This window comes from Actinomadura spongiicola (assembly GCF_003432485.1).
Taxonomy (GTDB): Bacteria; Actinomycetota; Actinomycetes; order Streptosporangiales; family Streptosporangiaceae; genus Spirillospora; species Spirillospora spongiicola.
Genome location: NZ_QVNQ01000002.1, coordinates 822,009 through 837,407, shown reverse-complemented (window position 1 = coordinate 837,407; position 15,399 = coordinate 822,009). Strand labels below are relative to the sequence as shown.

Annotated in this window: 12 protein-coding genes; 1 reads left to right on the top strand and 11 read right to left on the bottom strand. The window is 70.3% G+C overall.

The genetic code is table 11. The features are described from left to right. Positions 1-78: 78 nt before the first annotated feature. A complete protein-coding gene (locus tag D0T12_RS08400; RefSeq protein WP_117398855.1) occupies positions 79-789 on the bottom strand; it encodes a S1 family peptidase in 711 nt (236 codons plus the stop codon). A 440-nt stretch (positions 790-1,229) separates the two neighbouring features. On the opposite strand from D0T12_RS08400, the gene D0T12_RS08390 reads away from it, so the two are divergent. Then, complete coding sequence (locus tag D0T12_RS08390) at positions 1,230-3,155, top strand: sensor histidine kinase (RefSeq protein ID WP_158581448.1); 1,926 nt, start codon at positions 1,230-1,232, stop codon at positions 3,153-3,155. Here the strand turns inward: D0T12_RS08390 and D0T12_RS08385 are convergent. From D0T12_RS08385 to D0T12_RS08340, 10 genes are all read right to left on the bottom strand, one after another. After that, complete coding sequence (locus tag D0T12_RS08385; RefSeq protein ID WP_117398852.1) at positions 3,124-4,311, bottom strand: cytochrome P450; 1,188 nt, start codon at positions 4,309-4,311, stop codon at positions 3,124-3,126. The two genes, D0T12_RS08390 and D0T12_RS08385, sit on opposite strands and share 32 nt — an antisense overlap. A 159-nt stretch (positions 4,312-4,470) precedes the next feature. Next, a complete protein-coding gene (hpnH, locus tag D0T12_RS08380; protein WP_117398851.1) occupies positions 4,471-5,475 on the bottom strand; it encodes an adenosyl-hopene transferase HpnH in 1,005 nt (334 codons plus the stop codon). Next, positions 5,472-7,385 (bottom strand): squalene--hopene cyclase, encoded by a 1,914-nt coding sequence (gene shc / locus D0T12_RS08375; RefSeq protein ID WP_117398850.1) that lies wholly within the window; start codon positions 7,383-7,385, stop codon positions 5,472-5,474. The genes hpnH and shc overlap by 4 nt, the downstream gene beginning before the upstream one ends. A gap of 14 nt (positions 7,386-7,399) precedes the next feature. After that, the gene (locus D0T12_RS08370) at positions 7,400-8,410 is read right to left on the bottom strand and encodes a polyprenyl synthetase family protein (protein ID WP_117398849.1); all 1,011 of its coding nucleotides are present in this window, start codon (positions 8,408-8,410) and stop codon (positions 7,400-7,402) included. After that, positions 8,407-9,819 carry a hydroxysqualene dehydroxylase HpnE gene (gene hpnE / locus D0T12_RS08365; protein ID WP_117398848.1) on the bottom strand — a complete coding sequence of 471 codons (1,413 nt, stop codon included), beginning with the start codon at positions 9,817-9,819 and terminating at the stop codon, positions 8,407-8,409. Before hpnE ends, D0T12_RS08370 begins: the two co-directional genes overlap by 4 nt. Next, entirely contained in the window at positions 9,816-10,688 is an 873-nt protein-coding gene (gene hpnD / locus D0T12_RS08360) for a presqualene diphosphate synthase HpnD (protein WP_117398847.1), read from the bottom strand. Before hpnD ends, hpnE begins: the two co-directional genes overlap by 4 nt. 9 nt (positions 10,689-10,697) lie before the next feature. After that, complete coding sequence (hpnC, locus tag D0T12_RS08355; RefSeq protein ID WP_117398846.1) at positions 10,698-11,630, bottom strand: squalene synthase HpnC; 933 nt, start codon at positions 11,628-11,630, stop codon at positions 10,698-10,700. A gap of 281 nt (positions 11,631-11,911) precedes the next feature. Continuing rightward, entirely contained in the window at positions 11,912-12,796 is an 885-nt protein-coding gene (locus tag D0T12_RS08350; protein ID WP_233525907.1) for a helix-turn-helix domain-containing protein, read from the bottom strand. 158 nt (positions 12,797-12,954) lie between these two features. Beyond that, positions 12,955-13,755, bottom strand: a complete 801-nt coding sequence (locus D0T12_RS08345; RefSeq protein WP_117398845.1) for an SAM-dependent methyltransferase — start codon at positions 13,753-13,755, stop codon at positions 12,955-12,957. 663 nt (positions 13,756-14,418) lie between these two features. Further along, positions 14,419-15,390 carry an SRPBCC family protein gene (locus tag D0T12_RS08340; protein ID WP_199487348.1) on the bottom strand — a complete coding sequence of 324 codons (972 nt, stop codon included), beginning with the start codon at positions 15,388-15,390 and terminating at the stop codon, positions 14,419-14,421. Between the last annotated feature and the right edge of the window lie 9 nt (positions 15,391-15,399).

Genomic DNA, 15,399 nt, shown 5'->3' with positions numbered 1-15,399 from the left:
GCGATTTTCGATCGTTCTCAGAACGGGGGAACGCCCCGCCGGTGATACCCGGCCGGCCGTTCCGGGAGGACTGGTCGTTCAGACACCCGCCACCGAACGGATCCAGTCGCGGTTCGCGGCCACGCTCGTGTACTTCTGATTCCACCGGCCGTCCTTCCAGGAGCAAACGCCGACCTGGCGTCCCTCGTAGAACTGCGGGCCGCCGTCATCGCCGCGCCAAGCGACGCCGCGGTCGTTCACGGAGCAGATCGCCGGACCGTCGAACGTGTCGGTGCACGTGCCGGAGACCACGGTCACGCGGACCGTCCCACATCTGAGGTCTTCCGTGGGCGGTATGTTGAAGGAGGGAGCGCCCCACCCGCAGATTTGGTTTATCGAGCCGACCGGCGGATCGTTATCGGCGAGCTGCGCATAGGTCGTCTCATAGGCGGTGGCCAAGCGCAACAGCGCGATATCGGCCATCGGCACCGTTCGGACATCCTCCACCTCGATCTCGGTCGCCTGCTTCCGGATGACATTACCGACACGGACCGTCAGGTTGGCCCCAAGGCACTCGGCGGCGGTGAGGACCCAGGTCGGGGCGATTATGGTGCCGGAGCAGTAGAACTCCCCGTTGAGGTAGACCGCGGCGCCCCAAGGCGCCTGGGCATCGGTTACGGAGCTTCCGCCGATGATGGCAGCGGCGGGTTCGCCGCCGGACGCGCTGGTCGTCGTGGCGGGAAGAGCCGTCCCGGAGACCCCCAGGACCAGCGCGGCACCGACCGTGGTGAGGATGCGTCGGGTGAGCATGAACAGCTCCTTTTCCTTGGAATTCGAAAGCCCCCTTAACGTAAACTGGTCAGCTACTTTGGGACAGATCTGACAGTCATACAACTTTTCAGTGTGAATGCACTTGACATAAAGTACTCGTTCACGGAGCCGCCGGCGCGTGGACCGGTTCGAGAGAGAACGACCGGCGTCGGTGTAGGACCCTCCCTCGCGCCGCGACGAGGGCGGCGGGCGGGGCGTCGTCGAACCCGCTTCCGATCATCGACCGGTCGCCTCTCGGCCACCGGTCGGGCAAGAGGCCGATCTTGGTGCTCGGGTTGTGACGAAAGGCACTCTCCCGGTCGGCCACCCGTCCCATGGCCCACGGGCTCGGCGCGCGAATCATCGACCCGACGTCGCGGGCCCCCGGAAAGCACGTTATCTCTATGCTGATCTGCACGAATTCGGCTAGGTTGCGGCGTATGTGGTCGGCGTTCAGGCTCGCGCGTCTTGTCGCGGTCGTCGTCAGTGTCGGGTTCTCCTATGGCGGTTTCATCGGCATCTCCCGGTCCGACGACCCGGCGCACCTGAAGGCGCTCGGGTGCGGGCTGCTGGCGAGCCTGCTCCTGCTGCACCTGTACAACTGCGTCCGGACGGCCGACGGGCGGCGGCCGAGGGCGTGGCAGTGGACGCTCGCCGCGCAGGCCGTGTTCACCGGCGTCGGGCTGCACCTGTTCGCGAGCACGTGGTACGGGAACACGGGGTTCCTCGCCGCCGCCGTGCTGCTGCTGATCCGCCCGGTCGCGGCGGCGTGGGCCGGGTTCGCGCTCATCGTCGTCGTCCAGTTCGTCTCCGGGCTCGGCGTCCGTCCCACCGTGTGGGAGGCCGCCTACCTGGCCATCGGGCACGCGGCGTTCGTCGGCGTCGCGCTCTACGGGGTCGCGCGGTTCGCGGATCTCGTCGGAGACATGGAGAGGACCAGGACGGCGCTGGCCGACGCCGAGGTCGCCCGGGAGCGGTTGGCGTTCGCGCAGCAGCTCAACGAGCGAGTCGGACACAGCCTGGAGGCGATCGTCCGCGACGGCGAGGCGGCCCGGACGTCTCCCGGGGCGCCGAACGCCCGGGACCTCCTGACCGACCGCCTGGCCCTGGCCAGGTCGGCGCTGAACGAGACCCGGTCGGTCGCCCATTCACACCGGGACGGCGCCCCGGCGCCGCGGCCCGTGGCGTGCGACCTGACGGCGACCGTCGTGACCGGGCTCGGCGTGGCCGCCGTGTCATTGCTGGTGCTCAGCAGCCCGATCAGGTCGATCGCCCAGGCGGACGCGTCCACCGGCGAGATCGCGCTGTACCTGGGTTCGCTGGCCGTCTTCCTGGGGTTGTTCCTGTGGTGCGTCCGGAACGGTGACGACGACGGACGGCCCCGCCTGTGGCGGCCCGCCCTCGCCGCCGCGTTCGTCGTCGCGCTCGCACCGGAGCTCGTGTTCGACCATCAGGTCTGGTACGCGAGCCTCTACCTGCCCGCGCTGACGCTCGTCCTGCTGCGCGGCTGGGTGCGCTGGGCCGTGACCGTCCCGCTGATCGCCCAGGATCTGCTGACCCTCCTGCTCCTGGACTTCACGATCGAGGGCGCCACGGTCGTCGACCAGACGTACGGGATGGTGTGGATGGCCGAACGCGCCCTGGTCATCTACGGTTTCGCGCGGATGGGACGGCTCGTCCGGGAGCTGCGCGACGCCCGCCTGCGCCTGGCGACCGTGGAGGTCGCCCGCGAACGCCTCCGGTTCGCCCGCGACCTGCACGACCTTCTCGGGTTCACCCTGTCGGTCATCGTCCTGAAGAGCGAGCTGGCGCTGCGCATGCTCGACCGGGACGAGGCGCGGGCCCTCCAGGAACTGGACGACGGGCTCGCGGCGGCCCGCCAGGCGCTCGCCGACATCGAGATCGTCGCGACCGGGTACCGCGAGGTGGCCCTGGAGGACGAGGTCGCGTCGGCCAGGGCCATCCTCGCGACCGCGGGTTTCGCCGTGGACGGGACCGTGGACACGCCACGGCTCACCACCGAGCAGAGCACCGTGCTCGCGACCGTGCTGCGGGAGGGCGTCACCAACGTCCTGCGGCACAGCGACGGGGACCACTGCGCCCTCGACGTGGCCGTCATCGGTTCCCGGGTGCGGCTGCGGCTGCGGAACGACGGCGTCCGGCCGACCGCGCTGCCGCCGGGCGCGGGACTCGACAACCTCGCCTTCCGCGTCCGGGCCGTGGGCGGGTTCCTCAAGGGCGAGACACTGGACGACTCGTACGTGCTCACCGCCGAGATCCCGCTCACCGTCGAGGAGCCGCCGGCTCGGGTCGAGCCGGTCCGCGCCCCCGAACTCAGCCCCGGGACGGCCGCGGCGTCACCGTAGTCGGCAGGGCGGTGAAGCCCCGCACGGTCGGCGTCCGCGCCCGGCGGGCCCCGGACTCGTCGATGTCGTAGTCGGCGACCCGGGCGGTGAGCTCCTCCAACGCGACCCGCGCCTCCAGCCGCGCCAGGTTCGCGCCGATGCAGTAGTGCCGCCCCGACCCGAAGCTGATCTTGGACGTGTTGTCGCGGCCGAGGTCGAAGCGATCCGGGTCCGCGAACACGCGCGGGTCGCGGTTGGCTGACCCGATCAGCAACTGCATCCGGGCGTTCGCCGGGACGGTCACGCCGTGCAGCGTGAACTCCTCCGTCACCGTGCGCGCGGTGCCCTGCGCGGGCGACTCCAGCCGCAGGGTCTCCTCGATCCACGGGCCGATCCGGTCGAACGCGGCGGACGGACGGTCCAGATGCCGCCAGGCGCAGTACCACGCGCCGGAGAGCAGGTGGGTGGTCGTCTCGTTCCCGGCACCGGCGATCAGGGCCAGCACCCCGACGATCTCGGCCTCGGTCAGGTGGTCGTCGCCCTCGGCGGCCGTCAGCAGCGCCGACGCCAGGTCGTCGCGCCGCTCGCGGCGGCGTTCCACGACCAGGTCACGGAAGTAGGCGATCTGCGCGCCGATCGCCTCGCGTCCGGCGACCGTCATGTCGTGGACGCCCTCCTCGTGCTGGAGGACCAGGTGCGCGAGCCGCCGGACCTCGGCGCGGTCGGCCTCGGGGACGCCGACGAGTTCGGAGATGACGTCCATCGGGAGCAGCGCGGCGAAGTCCTCGACGAAGTCGAAGGAGGTCTTCTCCAGCGCCCGGTCGAGGTGCCCACGGGCGATCTTCCGGATCTGAGTTTCCAGCGCGGCGATGCGCCGTGGCGTGAACGCCCGGAACACCAGACCCCGGACGCGGGTGTGCTCCGGCGGGTCCATCGCCAAGAAGGACTCGTGCTCGCGGGCCTGCGGACCCCACGCCGACGGGTCGATCAGGATCCCGTTGGCGTTGGAGAACCGCCGGAAGTCGCGGTACGCCGTGACCACGTCCTCGTGCCGGGACAGGGCCCAGAAGTCCTCGGCGTCGTTGCGGTAGACGGGAGCGTGGTCCCGTAACTGCTCGTACACCGGGTAGGGGTCGTCGTGTGTGGCGTAGTCGTACAGGCTGTACCGAATGCCCATCGGACCTCCTCGCCGTTCTCACCGCGCTCTCCGGCATGCCGCCGCGGTTGAGCCCGGTCCGCGCACGGCCCCCGTTCCAGCCCAGCACAGGAACGCCCTCCGATGGGTGGCCGCTTACGGCCAACCGTCACCGGACGTCAATCGTCGACGTGACCGGCGTCACTTCTCCCGGATCGCCCGCAGCGACTCCTTCAGGGAGCCGATGGTGCTGAACACGGCCGTGGGTTCGTAGCCGCAGTGCGCCATGCAGTTGGCGCAGCGCGGGTCTCGGCCCCGGCCGTAGGCGTCCCAGTCGGTCTCGTCCAGAAGCTCCCGGTAGCTCTGGGCGTAGCCGTCCGACATCAGGTAGCAGGGACGCTGCCAGCCGAACAGGGAGTACGACGGGATCGCCCAGGCCGTGCACGGGAAGTCGACCTTGCCTTCCAGGAAGTCCAGGAAAAGCGGCGAGTGGTTGAACCGCCAGCGTTTCCGGTTCCCGTCGCCGAACGCCTTCCGGAACAGTTCCCGGGTCTCCTGGACGCCGAGGAAGTGCTCCTGGTCGGGCGCCTTCTCGTACGCGTACGCGGGCGAGATCATCATCTCGTCGACCTTGAGGTCGTCGTTGAGATAGTTGAGGACGTCGATGACCGTCTGCGGCGTGTCGGTGTTGAAGAACGTCGTGTTGGTGGTGACGCGGAATCCGCGCCGCTGGCATTCCTTGATGGCGGCGACCGCGTCGTCGAAGACGCCCTCCTTGCAGACGGATTCGTCGTGCCGTTCCTTCAACCCGTCGATGTGCACCGCCCACGCGAAATACGGCGACGGCTTGAACTTGTCGAGCTTCCTGGGGATGAGCAGCGCGTTCGTGCACAGGAACACGAACTTCCTCATCTTGATCAGCTCGTTGACGAGTACGTCGATCTGCGGATGCATGAGCGGTTCGCCGCCCGCGATCGACACCATCGGGGCACCGCATTCCTTGAGGGCGGCGACGGCCTGCTCGACGGGCATCCGCCTTTTCAGCACGTCGTGCGGATGCTGGATCTTGCCGCAGCCCGCGCAGGCGAGGTTGCACGCGAAGAGCGGTTCGAGTTCGACGATGAGGGGGAACTTGTCCCTGCCGCGCAGCTTGTTGCGGAGAATGTAGCTTCCGATGCGTACGCTCTGGCGTATCGGCATGCTCATGGTGTTCTGACCTCCTTGGGCCTTGCCAATTCGGTGGTCCCATTCGTCTGGACGGACGAGAGGTAGCGCCCGAGGGCGCTGATCGGGAAGACCAGCCGGTAGAGGTGATAGTTGATGTAGAAGTCGCCGGGGAATCCGGTGCCGGTGAACCGGTCCTCGTCCCAGGTGCCGTCCGGGCGCTGGTGGTCGACGAGCCACCGGATCCCGGCGTCCACGGCCGGGGAGCGTTCCCCGGCGGCGAGCAGCGCCAGCAGCGCCCACGCCGTCTGCGACGCCGTGGACTCGCCCCGCCCGATCCAGGCGGGGTCGTCGTAGGAGCGCAGGTCCTCGCCCCAGCCGCCGTCGTCGTTCTGGTGCCGTTCCAGCCACGCCACCGCGCGGCGGATCGGGGGCCCGTCCCGGCGGACGCCCGCCGCGACCAGCGCCGGGACGACGCTGCCCGTCCCGTACACGTGGTTGGCGCCCCAGCGTCCGAACCACGAGCCGTCGCCCTCCTGGACCCTCAGCAGCCACACGACGGCGCGTTTGACGACGGCCGACTCGGCGAGCCCCTCCCCGCAGAGCGCCTCGACGACGTGCGCGGTGACGTCCGCGGACGGCGGGTCGATGACGGCGCCGAAGTCGCAGAACGGCAGCTTCGTGCACAGTTCCCGGGTGTTGTCGGCGTCGAAGGCGCCGTAGCCGCCGTCGCGGGACGCCATGCCCTCCAACCACCGGACGGCCCGTTCGACCGGCTCCTTCGCGTCCGGGAAGTCGACCTTCCGCAGCGCGAGGATCACCTCAGCGGTGTCGTCGGTGTCGGGGTAGACGTCGTTGTCGAACTCGAACGCCCAGCCGCCCGGCGGGACGCCCGGCCGCCGCACCGACCAGTCACCCGGCCCGCGGACCTCCTCCCCGGCGAGCCAGGCGGCGGCGCGGAGCAGGGCGGGATCGTCCGCCGGGACGCCCGCGTCGCCGAGCGCGTTCACGGCCAGTGCCGTGTCCCAGACCGGGGACTGGCACGCCTCCAGGCGCCGCCCCCGCTCGTCCCGGATCGTGAACCGTTCCAACCCGTCGAGTCCGCGCCGGATGATCGGATGATCGAGGCCGTAGCCGAGTTCGTGCAGCGCCATCAGCGAGTACACCCACGGCGGCTGGATCCCGCCCCAGCAGCCGTCCGCCTCCTGCCGCGCGATGATCCAGTCGGCGGCCCGGCGGATCGCCGCCGCCCGCAGCGCCCGCACCGGACGCTTCTGGTAGACGTGCAGAACCCGGTCGAGCCCCTCGAAGAACCGGCCCCAGCCTCTTTCCTTCTTCACCGGCCGGACGCCGCCGCGCAGCTCCGGCAGGTCGAACGGCAACGCCCGCACGGGCCGCAACGCCCCCAGCACCGTCAGCGGCACGATCGTCTGCCGCGCCCAGCAGGCCCAGTCGTACACGTTCAGCGGGAACCGCGCCGGCAGGTAGATCATCTCGGGGGGCATGACGGGCAGGTCGTCCCACGACCACTGCCCGAACAGCGCCAGCCACACCCGCGTGAACACGCGCGTCCCCTCGATGCCGCCCGCGTCCCGCGCGTACGCCGCGGCCCGGCGCATGTGGTCGGCGTCGACGGGATCGCCGGCGAGGCGCAACGCGATGTACGCCTCGACCGTCGTGCTCAGCTCGGGCGGCCCGCCGTGGAAGTTCGCCCAGGTCCCGTCGGGCCGCTGCTGCGACCGGATCCAGCGCGCCGCGTCCCGGGTCTCGTCGTCCGAGCGGATTCCGAGGAACTGGCGGAGGAGGAGGTCCTCGGCGTCCATCGTCACGTTCGTCTGCAACTCGCCGCGCCACCAGCCCTCGGGTGACTGGAGGCCGAGCAGATGGGCGCGGGCCGCGCCGGCGGCGGCAGCGGCGGCACCGGCGAGACCTGACATCTCGGTCGTGGTCATCGATACCTCCGATCTCAGTGGTCCCGGGACGTGACGAAGCGCGCGACGTCGCGGAACTCGGCGCGGACGGCGTCGTCCATGCCGGAGTCGGCGAGATGCTTCTCCGCCGACGCGACACGGCGGTCGGCCTCCGCCGCGGCCCAGTCCCGTCCCCCGGCGGCCTCGACGAGCCGCGCCATCTCCCGCAGGTCGTCCTCGGACGGCGGCTCCGGCGCCGCGTACAGTTCGGCGAGACGGTCCGACTCGGCGGTCCCGGCGGTCAGCGCGTACACGGCGGGCAGCGACTTCTTGCGGGCCCGAAGGTCCGACAGCACCGGTTTGCCGGTCGTGCCGGGGCTGCCCCAGATGCCGAGCAGGTCGTCCACGAGCTGGAACGCCAAACCCATCTCCGCGCCGAACTCGGCGAGCGCGGTGACCAGCCGGGTCGGGCCCTCGCCGAGCATCGCGCCGATCGAGCAGGCGCAGGCGAGCAGCGCGCCGGTCTTGTCGGCCGCCATCGTCAGGCACTCGTCGAGGGTGACGTCGCCCCGCTGCTCGAACCCGAGGTCGAACGCCTGGCCGGAGATGAGCCGCTGCGTCGCGGCGGTCAGGGCCCGCGCCGCCCAGTGCGCGCCCCGGGTCTGCTCGTCCAGCAGCAGTTCCTCCGACAGGGCCAGCAGCGCGTCACCGCCGAGGATGGCGGCGGACGGGCCGAACACCGTCCACGCGGCGGGACGGTGCCTACGGGTCCGGTCGCCGTCCATGATGTCGTCGTGCAGCAGCGAGAACGCGTGCACGAACTCGACGGCGACCGCGCCGGGCAGCGCCGTCTCCTGCGGGGTGGCGGCGGCGCGGGCCGACAGCAGCGCCAGCGCGGGACGCAGCGCCTTCCCGCCCGCGGCGGCCGGACGGCCGTGCTCGTCGGTCCAGCCGAGGTGGTAGGCGACGACGCGGCGGGTCCACGGGTCGAGCCGTTCGGCGGACGCGCGCATCGCCGCGTCCACCAGCGCCCGCCCGTCGGTGATCGAGGCCGGGACGGCGGTCATCGCGGCGTCACCCCCGCGCCGCCCGGGGGCCGTTTCGTCTCGTCCAGGTGCCGCCGGACCAGCCGGGCGGCGCTGAGACCACTGCGCACTGCTCCCTCCATCGTGTCGGGCCAGCCCGTTTCGGTCCACGCGCCGGCGAGGAACAGCCACGGCAGCCGGGTCGCGGACGCGGGACGCAGCGCGCCGGTGCCGGGGCTCTGACGGAAAGTGGCGTGCCGTTCCCGTGTCACGAAGAAGTCGGTGACGCGGGCGCGGCGGGCGGCGGGGAGCAGCCGCGCCAGCTCGGGAACGTAGACCTCGCGCAGTTCCGCGGTCGGCGTGTCGATCCAGCGGTCCGCCGCAGACACCGACACCGCCAGGTACTGGCCGCCGGCGCGTCCGGCGCCGAGGCCGCTGATCGCCGTCCGGTCGAAGACCCATTGCACGGGCGAGTCGACGGCCGCGACGAACGGCTCCTCCAGGACGGGCCGGTCGTAGACGACGTGGACGTTCACGATCGGGCTGGAGCCGAGACCCGCCCAGCCCGCCCGGTCGGGGCACGCCTCGGCCGGGACGAGGGACGACGCCACCCGGTGCGGCACCGCGACGACGACGGCGTCCGCGCCGACCGGGGAGCCGTTCACCACGAGCTTCGGCCCGTCCTCGATCGCCGTGACCTTCGCGCCGAGCCGGACCCGGCCCCCGCCCTCCTCGATCCTCGCCGCCGCGATCGTGCCGTGCAGCTCGCCGAGCGGAACGGTCGGGACGCCGATGTCCGCCGCGTCCGACCGGCCGAGCAGCGCCGTCTGGCACACCATCGCGGCGGGTCCGAGCGCGGCCTCGTCCAGCCGGATGTTGAGCGCGGCGGTGACGAACAGTTCCCACAGCGCGTGCCGGGCCCGGGGCGACTGGCCGTGGTCGGCGAGCCAGTCGCCCATCGCGACCCGGTCGAGCGCCGGGTCATCCGGATCGAGCCGGTCGAGGGCCAGCGACGCGGCGACGGCGCGGAGCCGTTCGGACGGGCTGAGCGGCGCGTAGCGGGCGAGCGCGGGCAGCAGGTGCAGCGGCCCCGGGGCCTTGGCGCGGCGGAGCCGCCCGCCACGGCCGTCAGGGGTGAGGACGCGGACGTCGAAGCGGTCCTGGACGCGGACGCGGTCCGTCGCGCCGAGCCTGCGCAGCAACCCCTGGTAGGCGGTGCAGCATCGCAGGAAGACGTGCTGCCCGTTGTCGACGGTGAGTTCACGACCGTCGACGGCGCGGTCGAAGGAGTGCGTGGCGCCGCCGAGCCGGGGACGCGCCTCGTAGATCGTCGCTCGCAGCCCGGCCTCCTGGAGGGCCAGCGCCGCCGTGATCCCGGCGAGACCGCCGCCGACGATCGCGACGTGCCCCGGGCTTCCTTCGGTCCCGTCCGTTCCCCCGGCGGCCGTCATCGGTGGAGCCCCGACATCGCGATGGCGGACACGGCGGCCTTCTCCCATGTCGGCAGCGACGTCCTGGAGCCCAGTGCCGCGAGCGGATCCGCCGTGATGCGTTTCAGCAGTTGCCGGTAGATGCCCGCCATCGCACCCGCGCAGGCGGCGCTGCGCCGGTCCAGCATCGGCAACAGCTTCAGCCCGGTCTCGTACCATTCGGAAGCGCGGGACGCCTGGAACCGGACGAGCGAGACGAGGTGCTCGGGCGGGTCGGTGAACCGCCCGGACTCGTCCAGCCGCAGCGTGCACCCGAACCGAGCGAGGTCTTTGGCGGGCAGGTAGACGCGGCCGTTGAGCGCGTCCTCTCGGACGTCCCGCAGGATGTTCGTGAGCTGGAGCGCGACGCCGAGCGCGTCCGCGCGGGGAACGGCCGTGTCCGGGTCGGACGTGCCGAACACGCCGAGCGACAGGCGTCCGACGGCACCGGCGACGCACCGGCAGTACCAGAGCAGGTCGTCGAACGTGTCGTAGGTCGCGCCGCGGACGTCGGCCTCGCAGCCGTCGATGAGCTCGCCGAACGCGTCCAGCGGGATCGGGTGGTGGCGTGCCGCGTCCGCCAGCGCCACCAGCACGGGGTCGGACGGATGGGCGTCCGGGTCGTCGAGCAGGTCGGTGAGCCGGGCGCGCTCGTCCGCGAGTCTCGCGAGCCGGGTCTCGGCCGGGGCGTCATGGTCGTCGCCGATGTCGTCGATCCGCCGGGCGAACGCGTAGACCGCGCTCAGCGCGCGCCGCTTGGGCGTGGGAAGCAGCCGGATTCCGTACGAGAAGTTACGCGCCTGCGAACGGACAACGCTCTCGCAGTGCCGATATGCGCTGGCTTCGTCCATTAGGACTGCTCATCTCCTTCTCAGTGCAGAGCCCTTCGTCCGGAGTGTCCGGGCGGGGGCCTGGTCTGTGCGCGCCCACCGAGTCTGAGAAACACCCATTGTCCGCGACCACTCCACGAACAGTCGCGTCTTTTTCGGCCGTGACGCCCTCGCCAGGACGTCGTAGGCGCCACGGTCCAGTGCCGCCAGTGCCGCGAGACCACCGGCGACGTAACCGGCGACGGCGACCCGCGCGAATCCGTGCAGCCGGGGAGCGAGCGCCGCGCCCTCGTTCAGCATCTCCCTCGCCCGCGCCGCCTGGAGTGCCACGACTCCGCGCAGCCGCGTCGGGGTGACGGAGCGGGCGAGGTCGCTCTCGACGCAGCCGAACCGGCGCAGGTCGTCCTGCGGCAGGTAGATCCTGCCATTGCGGTGGTCCTCGCCGACGTCCTGGCAGTGCTCGATGATCTGGAGGGCCGTGCAGACCTTGTCGGAGAGGGGGAGCCGGTCCGGGGTGGCGGCCCCGAACACGTGCAGGACGATGTGCCCGACCGGGTCGGCGGACAGGGTGCAGTACGCGAGCAGGTCGTCGAACGTCTCGTACCGGAAGACCTCCTGGTCCTGGCGGTTGGCCCGCAGGAGGCGTCGGAACGGTCCCGCCGGAATGTCGAGGCCGGTGACCGTGGCGGCGAGGTCGCGCATCGCGGGAAGTTCGGGCTCCTCGCCCGCGTAGATCCGGTCGAGGTCACGTTCGACGAGGTCGAGCAGTGCCGTCCGCTCGCCGGGCGGCGCCTCGTCGCCGATGTCGTCCACGAGCCGGGCGTAGCCGTACACGTTCAGCAGATGCGCGCGGTGACGTGCGGGCAACAGGCGGGAGGCGACGGGGAAGTTCTCCCCCGTCTGCCGTTCGTCGCGGGACCGGCGTTCCTCTTTTTCGTTCCACAAACGGTCGCTGACGGACATGGCTTCCTTTGAGGACAGCGGCGTACGAGGCGTTCGAACCTGCCCGGTAACCAGGTGACCGCCCGGCGACCACGGGCAACGAGGGTCATGCGGCGTGCGTCCCCTGTCAACCGCGCCGACCCTGGCGAATATCCGTCGTTATCGAATATAGACCGGATGTGGTCAGACGTGAATATGTGATCGTCGCCATCCGTGATCGGCGTTCGCCGCCGGTCTTCCCCGAACGGCGGCTCACCGACTTCGGGTTACGACCGAAAAGGGCCGGTGACCGGCGGAAACGGTCAGTAGTGGTAGTGGCCGAGGATCCCGGCCAGGATCCGGGAGGTGCGATCGGGCGGTGCCGCCTCGGTGACCAGGGTGTTGAAGACGTGCCAGTGCCGTTCGACCTCGGAGCGGCGGACCGGGTACACCGCGGTGTCGGCGCGTTCCAGGTAGACCATGTCCTGGAGGCCCTGCTGCGGGAACCGGACGAGGGTGAGCGGCCCGCCGCCCCCGACCCGTCCGCAGATGCCTTGCGGCGCGATCTGGACGGTGACGTTCGGCCGCTTGCACACCTCGATGATGTGCCGGATCTGCGCGCGCATCGTGGCCGGGCCGCCGATGGGGCGCCACAGCGCCCGTTCGTCCAGCACGACCCACAGGTTGAGCGGACGCGGACGGCGGCGCAGGACGCGCTGCCGCCGCATCCGGAGCTCGACGCGCCGCTCGGCCTCCTCCTCGGGGAAGTGGGAGCGGATCAGCGCGCGGGCGTAGTTCTCTTCCTGGAGCAGGCCGGGGACGTACTGCGGTTCGAACGTGCGGACGAGCTTGGCGGCCTGCTCGGCGGTGAAGTAGGACCGGGCCCACGCCGGGATTATGTCGCCGTCGGCGTGCCACCACGGCCGCGCCGTCGTCTGTTCCGCGAGCGCCAGCAGGGTCGTGCGTTCGTCGTCGTCCGCGCCGTAGAGGGTGAGAAGCGCCGCCACGTCGCGTGCCGAGACCCCGGAGCGGCCGAGTTCCAGCCGCCCGACCTTGGAGTTGGTGCCGCCGAGCACCTTCGCCGCGTCCCGCCGGGTGATCCCGGCCTCGTCCCGCATCGCGCGAAGAGCCCGTCCCAGCAACAACCTGGGGACGAGCGGATCACCGTGGACGGCGATCGACTGCATGGTGCCGGTGACGGAGGCCAAGGGGGGACTCCCATTCAGGGGCGACATGAACAAGAAATCGATTATACCTGCGCGTAACGCACCGGCAACGAATGGTGAGCGGTGTTCCGGGAAAGGTCTTTCATATAATGAAATCTGGTACGGCGCGCCATTGCGGCGTCTCGGGTACGCCGTGGTGATCAGGGTTTGCGGCCCACTCCGCACAGGGTCGGAAGCTCCGTGACCTCGACGCCCACCTCCGGACGCCAGGCACCGCTCGTGACGAGTCCCGGCTTCACTATCTCCAGGCCGTCGAAGTACCCGGCGATGTAGTCGGGGCTCCGCAGCCGGAAGGGGGTGGCGCCGGTCTCGTCGTAGGCGCGCTGGGCAGCGTTGAACGCGTCGTTCTGGTCGGTGGAGTCGTGCAGGATGAGGAAGCTGCCGGGCGCCAGCGGCGCCATCAGCCCGTGGACGACCGCGTACGCCTCCTCCGGATCGACGATGTGCCCCATCACTCCGATGATCATGAGTCCGACGGGCCGGTCGAGGTCCAGGATGCTGGAGGCCTCCTGCATGATCGTTTTCGGGTCGTGCAGATCGCAGTCGATGTAGGCGGTGCTGCCCTCGGCCATCAGGGCGCGGGCGTGCGCGAGGACGAGCGGGTCGTTGTCGACGTAGACGACCCTGGCGTCGGGGGCGGCGCGCTGGGCCATCTCGTGGGTGTTGTCGAGAGTCGGCAGGCCGGTCCCGCAGTCCATGAACTGGCGGATGCCGTGCTCGGAGGCGAGGAAGCGGATCGCACGGTCCATGAAGTAGCGTCCGGCGCGAGCGATGTCCACGATGCCGGGATACAGCGCGACGTACTGGTCACCGGCGAGCCGGTCGACCTCGTAGTTGTCGGTGCCGCCGAGCCAGTAGTTCCAGATTCGGGCGGACTGCGGAATGTCAGTATTGATCTTCGTTTCAGGCCCCTGTACCGGACCGGGCATGCCATCCGTCATCGGCCTGTCTCTCCTTTCGGCGGAACGACTCTTTTCACTCCCCTTGGCGACTGGCACGCGCGCTGGGGCGCGTGCCAGCAAACCTAGACCCGGTCTTCGTCGCGCGCCATAGGCATGAAATTAGGGCCTGTCCGGATTGGGGTTGAGGACATTAGCGACCACGCAGAGTGGGCAGAACTCCGAGGTTGGGCGGTCGGCGGTCACGAGGGGTGAGTCCCGCAAGGACGGCGCCCGCCGCGCCGCATCGGCCGAACCCGCCGTCCGCCTTGATCGAGTAACGGCCCGGCCATGATCTCCTGGCTCGTCCGCACGAGATTCACACCTCACGGCACGCGTGTCACCATCGAACCTTCAACAACACCGGACACTAGACCCGATACGCCCCTTTACCTCGCAATTGCTTTCAATTCAGACCGCCTGCCCCTCCATCGAGCGGGCGACGGGGACTCTGCACTCAGCTAAAGCCCTGCGGCTCAAAGTGATCTGAAATGGCGCAGTGGAGCCCCTCGCCCCGTTTTCCGGCCGCCCATCTGACAGTTCCGAAACTGTAGAGAAGAACGCAGACGCCAGGCCTCCGGCGTCTCCCCGACCAGAAGAGCACAAAGCCGGGACGGCCACGGTACGCGAATTCGCGTACCGTGGCCGTCCCGGCTTCGATCGGCCTCAGCGGGCCTCTTCGTACTCTTCCTTCTCCTTGCGGTCGCGCTTGTCGTCGTCCAGCGCCTCTTCGTGCGTCCGGACGACCTCGCTGTCGCGGATCTCGCCGCGCCAGCCCTCGACCTCGTCCGGGCGGGCCAGCGACCGCGTCATCACGTACCGGCGGAAGTGCTTCAGCTCAAGCCGGACGCGACGGCCCTGGGCACGCCACAGGTTCCCGGTCCGCTCGAAGAGTCCCTGCGGGTGGTATTCGAGGACGAGCAGCACGCGGGTCAGGTTCGGCGACAGCTCGTGGAAGCTGACCGTCCCGTCCACGTGGCCCTTCGAGCCCTTGGACCGCCACACGATGTGCTCGTCGGGGGCCTGCTCGATGATCGTCGACTCCCACGTCCGGCTGGACCAGAAGACCTTCGCCTTCCAGTTCAGCTTCTCGTCCGTCGGCTGTTCGACGCTCTCGACCTTCTTCATGAAGGACGGGTAGTCCTGGAACTGCGTCCACTGGTCGTAGACGAGGCGGCGCGGCGCACCGATGTCGATGTGCTCGACGATGTTGGTGACCTTCACCTTCTTGCCGCCGCCCTGGCCACGGCCCTTCTGCGCGTCCTGACCGTTCTGGCCGGTGCCGGGAACGGCGTCCTTCAGGCGCTCCAGCAGTCCTGGCCCGGACTCCTCGGCGGACTGGTCCTTGTCGGCGTCCTTCTTGGAGTTCTTGGCGTTCTTGGAGTTCTTCGAGTTCTTGGCGCCCTTGTCCTCTTTCGCGTCGGCGTCGGAGGGACCGTGACCGTTGCGACGCTCGTTGAGCGCGCGGCCCGCGGCGACGGCCGCGCCGACGCCCAGCAGGACGCCGCCGGTGGTGCCGACGGCCCGACCTGCGGGCACGTTCTTCGCGACGCCGCCGATGCCTGGCAGCCGCTTCTTACGACCGCCCGGCAGCCGCTTCGTGATGGTGTTGACGGGCGACCGACTTCCACGTTTCATGTTCCGCTT

Bases quoted from the DNA above. Each gene is read 5' to 3' on its own strand.
- D0T12_RS08390 (WP_158581448.1), top strand. From the start codon at position 1,230: ATGTGGTCGGCGTTCAGGCTCGCGCGTCTTGTCGCGGTCGTCGTCAGT.
- shc (WP_117398850.1), bottom strand. From the start codon at position 7,385: ATGACCACGACCGAGATGTCAGGTCTCGCCGGTGCCGCCGCTGCCGCC.
- D0T12_RS08345 (WP_117398845.1), bottom strand. From the start codon at position 13,755: ATGACGGATGGCATGCCCGGTCCGGTACAGGGGCCTGAAACGAAGATC.
- D0T12_RS08340 (WP_199487348.1), bottom strand. From the start codon at position 15,390: ATGAAACGTGGAAGTCGGTCGCCCGTCAACACCATCACGAAGCGGCTG.
- hpnE (WP_117398848.1), bottom strand. From the start codon at position 9,819: ATGACGGCCGCCGGGGGAACGGACGGGACCGAAGGAAGCCCGGGGCAC.
- D0T12_RS08400 (WP_117398855.1), bottom strand. From the start codon at position 789: ATGCTCACCCGACGCATCCTCACCACGGTCGGTGCCGCGCTGGTCCTG.
- hpnD (WP_117398847.1), bottom strand. From the start codon at position 10,688: ATGGACGAAGCCAGCGCATATCGGCACTGCGAGAGCGTTGTCCGTTCG.
- D0T12_RS08385 (WP_117398852.1), bottom strand. From the start codon at position 4,311: ATGGGCATTCGGTACAGCCTGTACGACTACGCCACACACGACGACCCC.
- hpnH (WP_117398851.1), bottom strand. From the start codon at position 5,475: ATGAGCATGCCGATACGCCAGAGCGTACGCATCGGAAGCTACATTCTC.
- D0T12_RS08370 (WP_117398849.1), bottom strand. From the start codon at position 8,410: ATGACCGCCGTCCCGGCCTCGATCACCGACGGGCGGGCGCTGGTGGAC.
- hpnC (WP_117398846.1), bottom strand. From the start codon at position 11,630: ATGTCCGTCAGCGACCGTTTGTGGAACGAAAAAGAGGAACGCCGGTCC.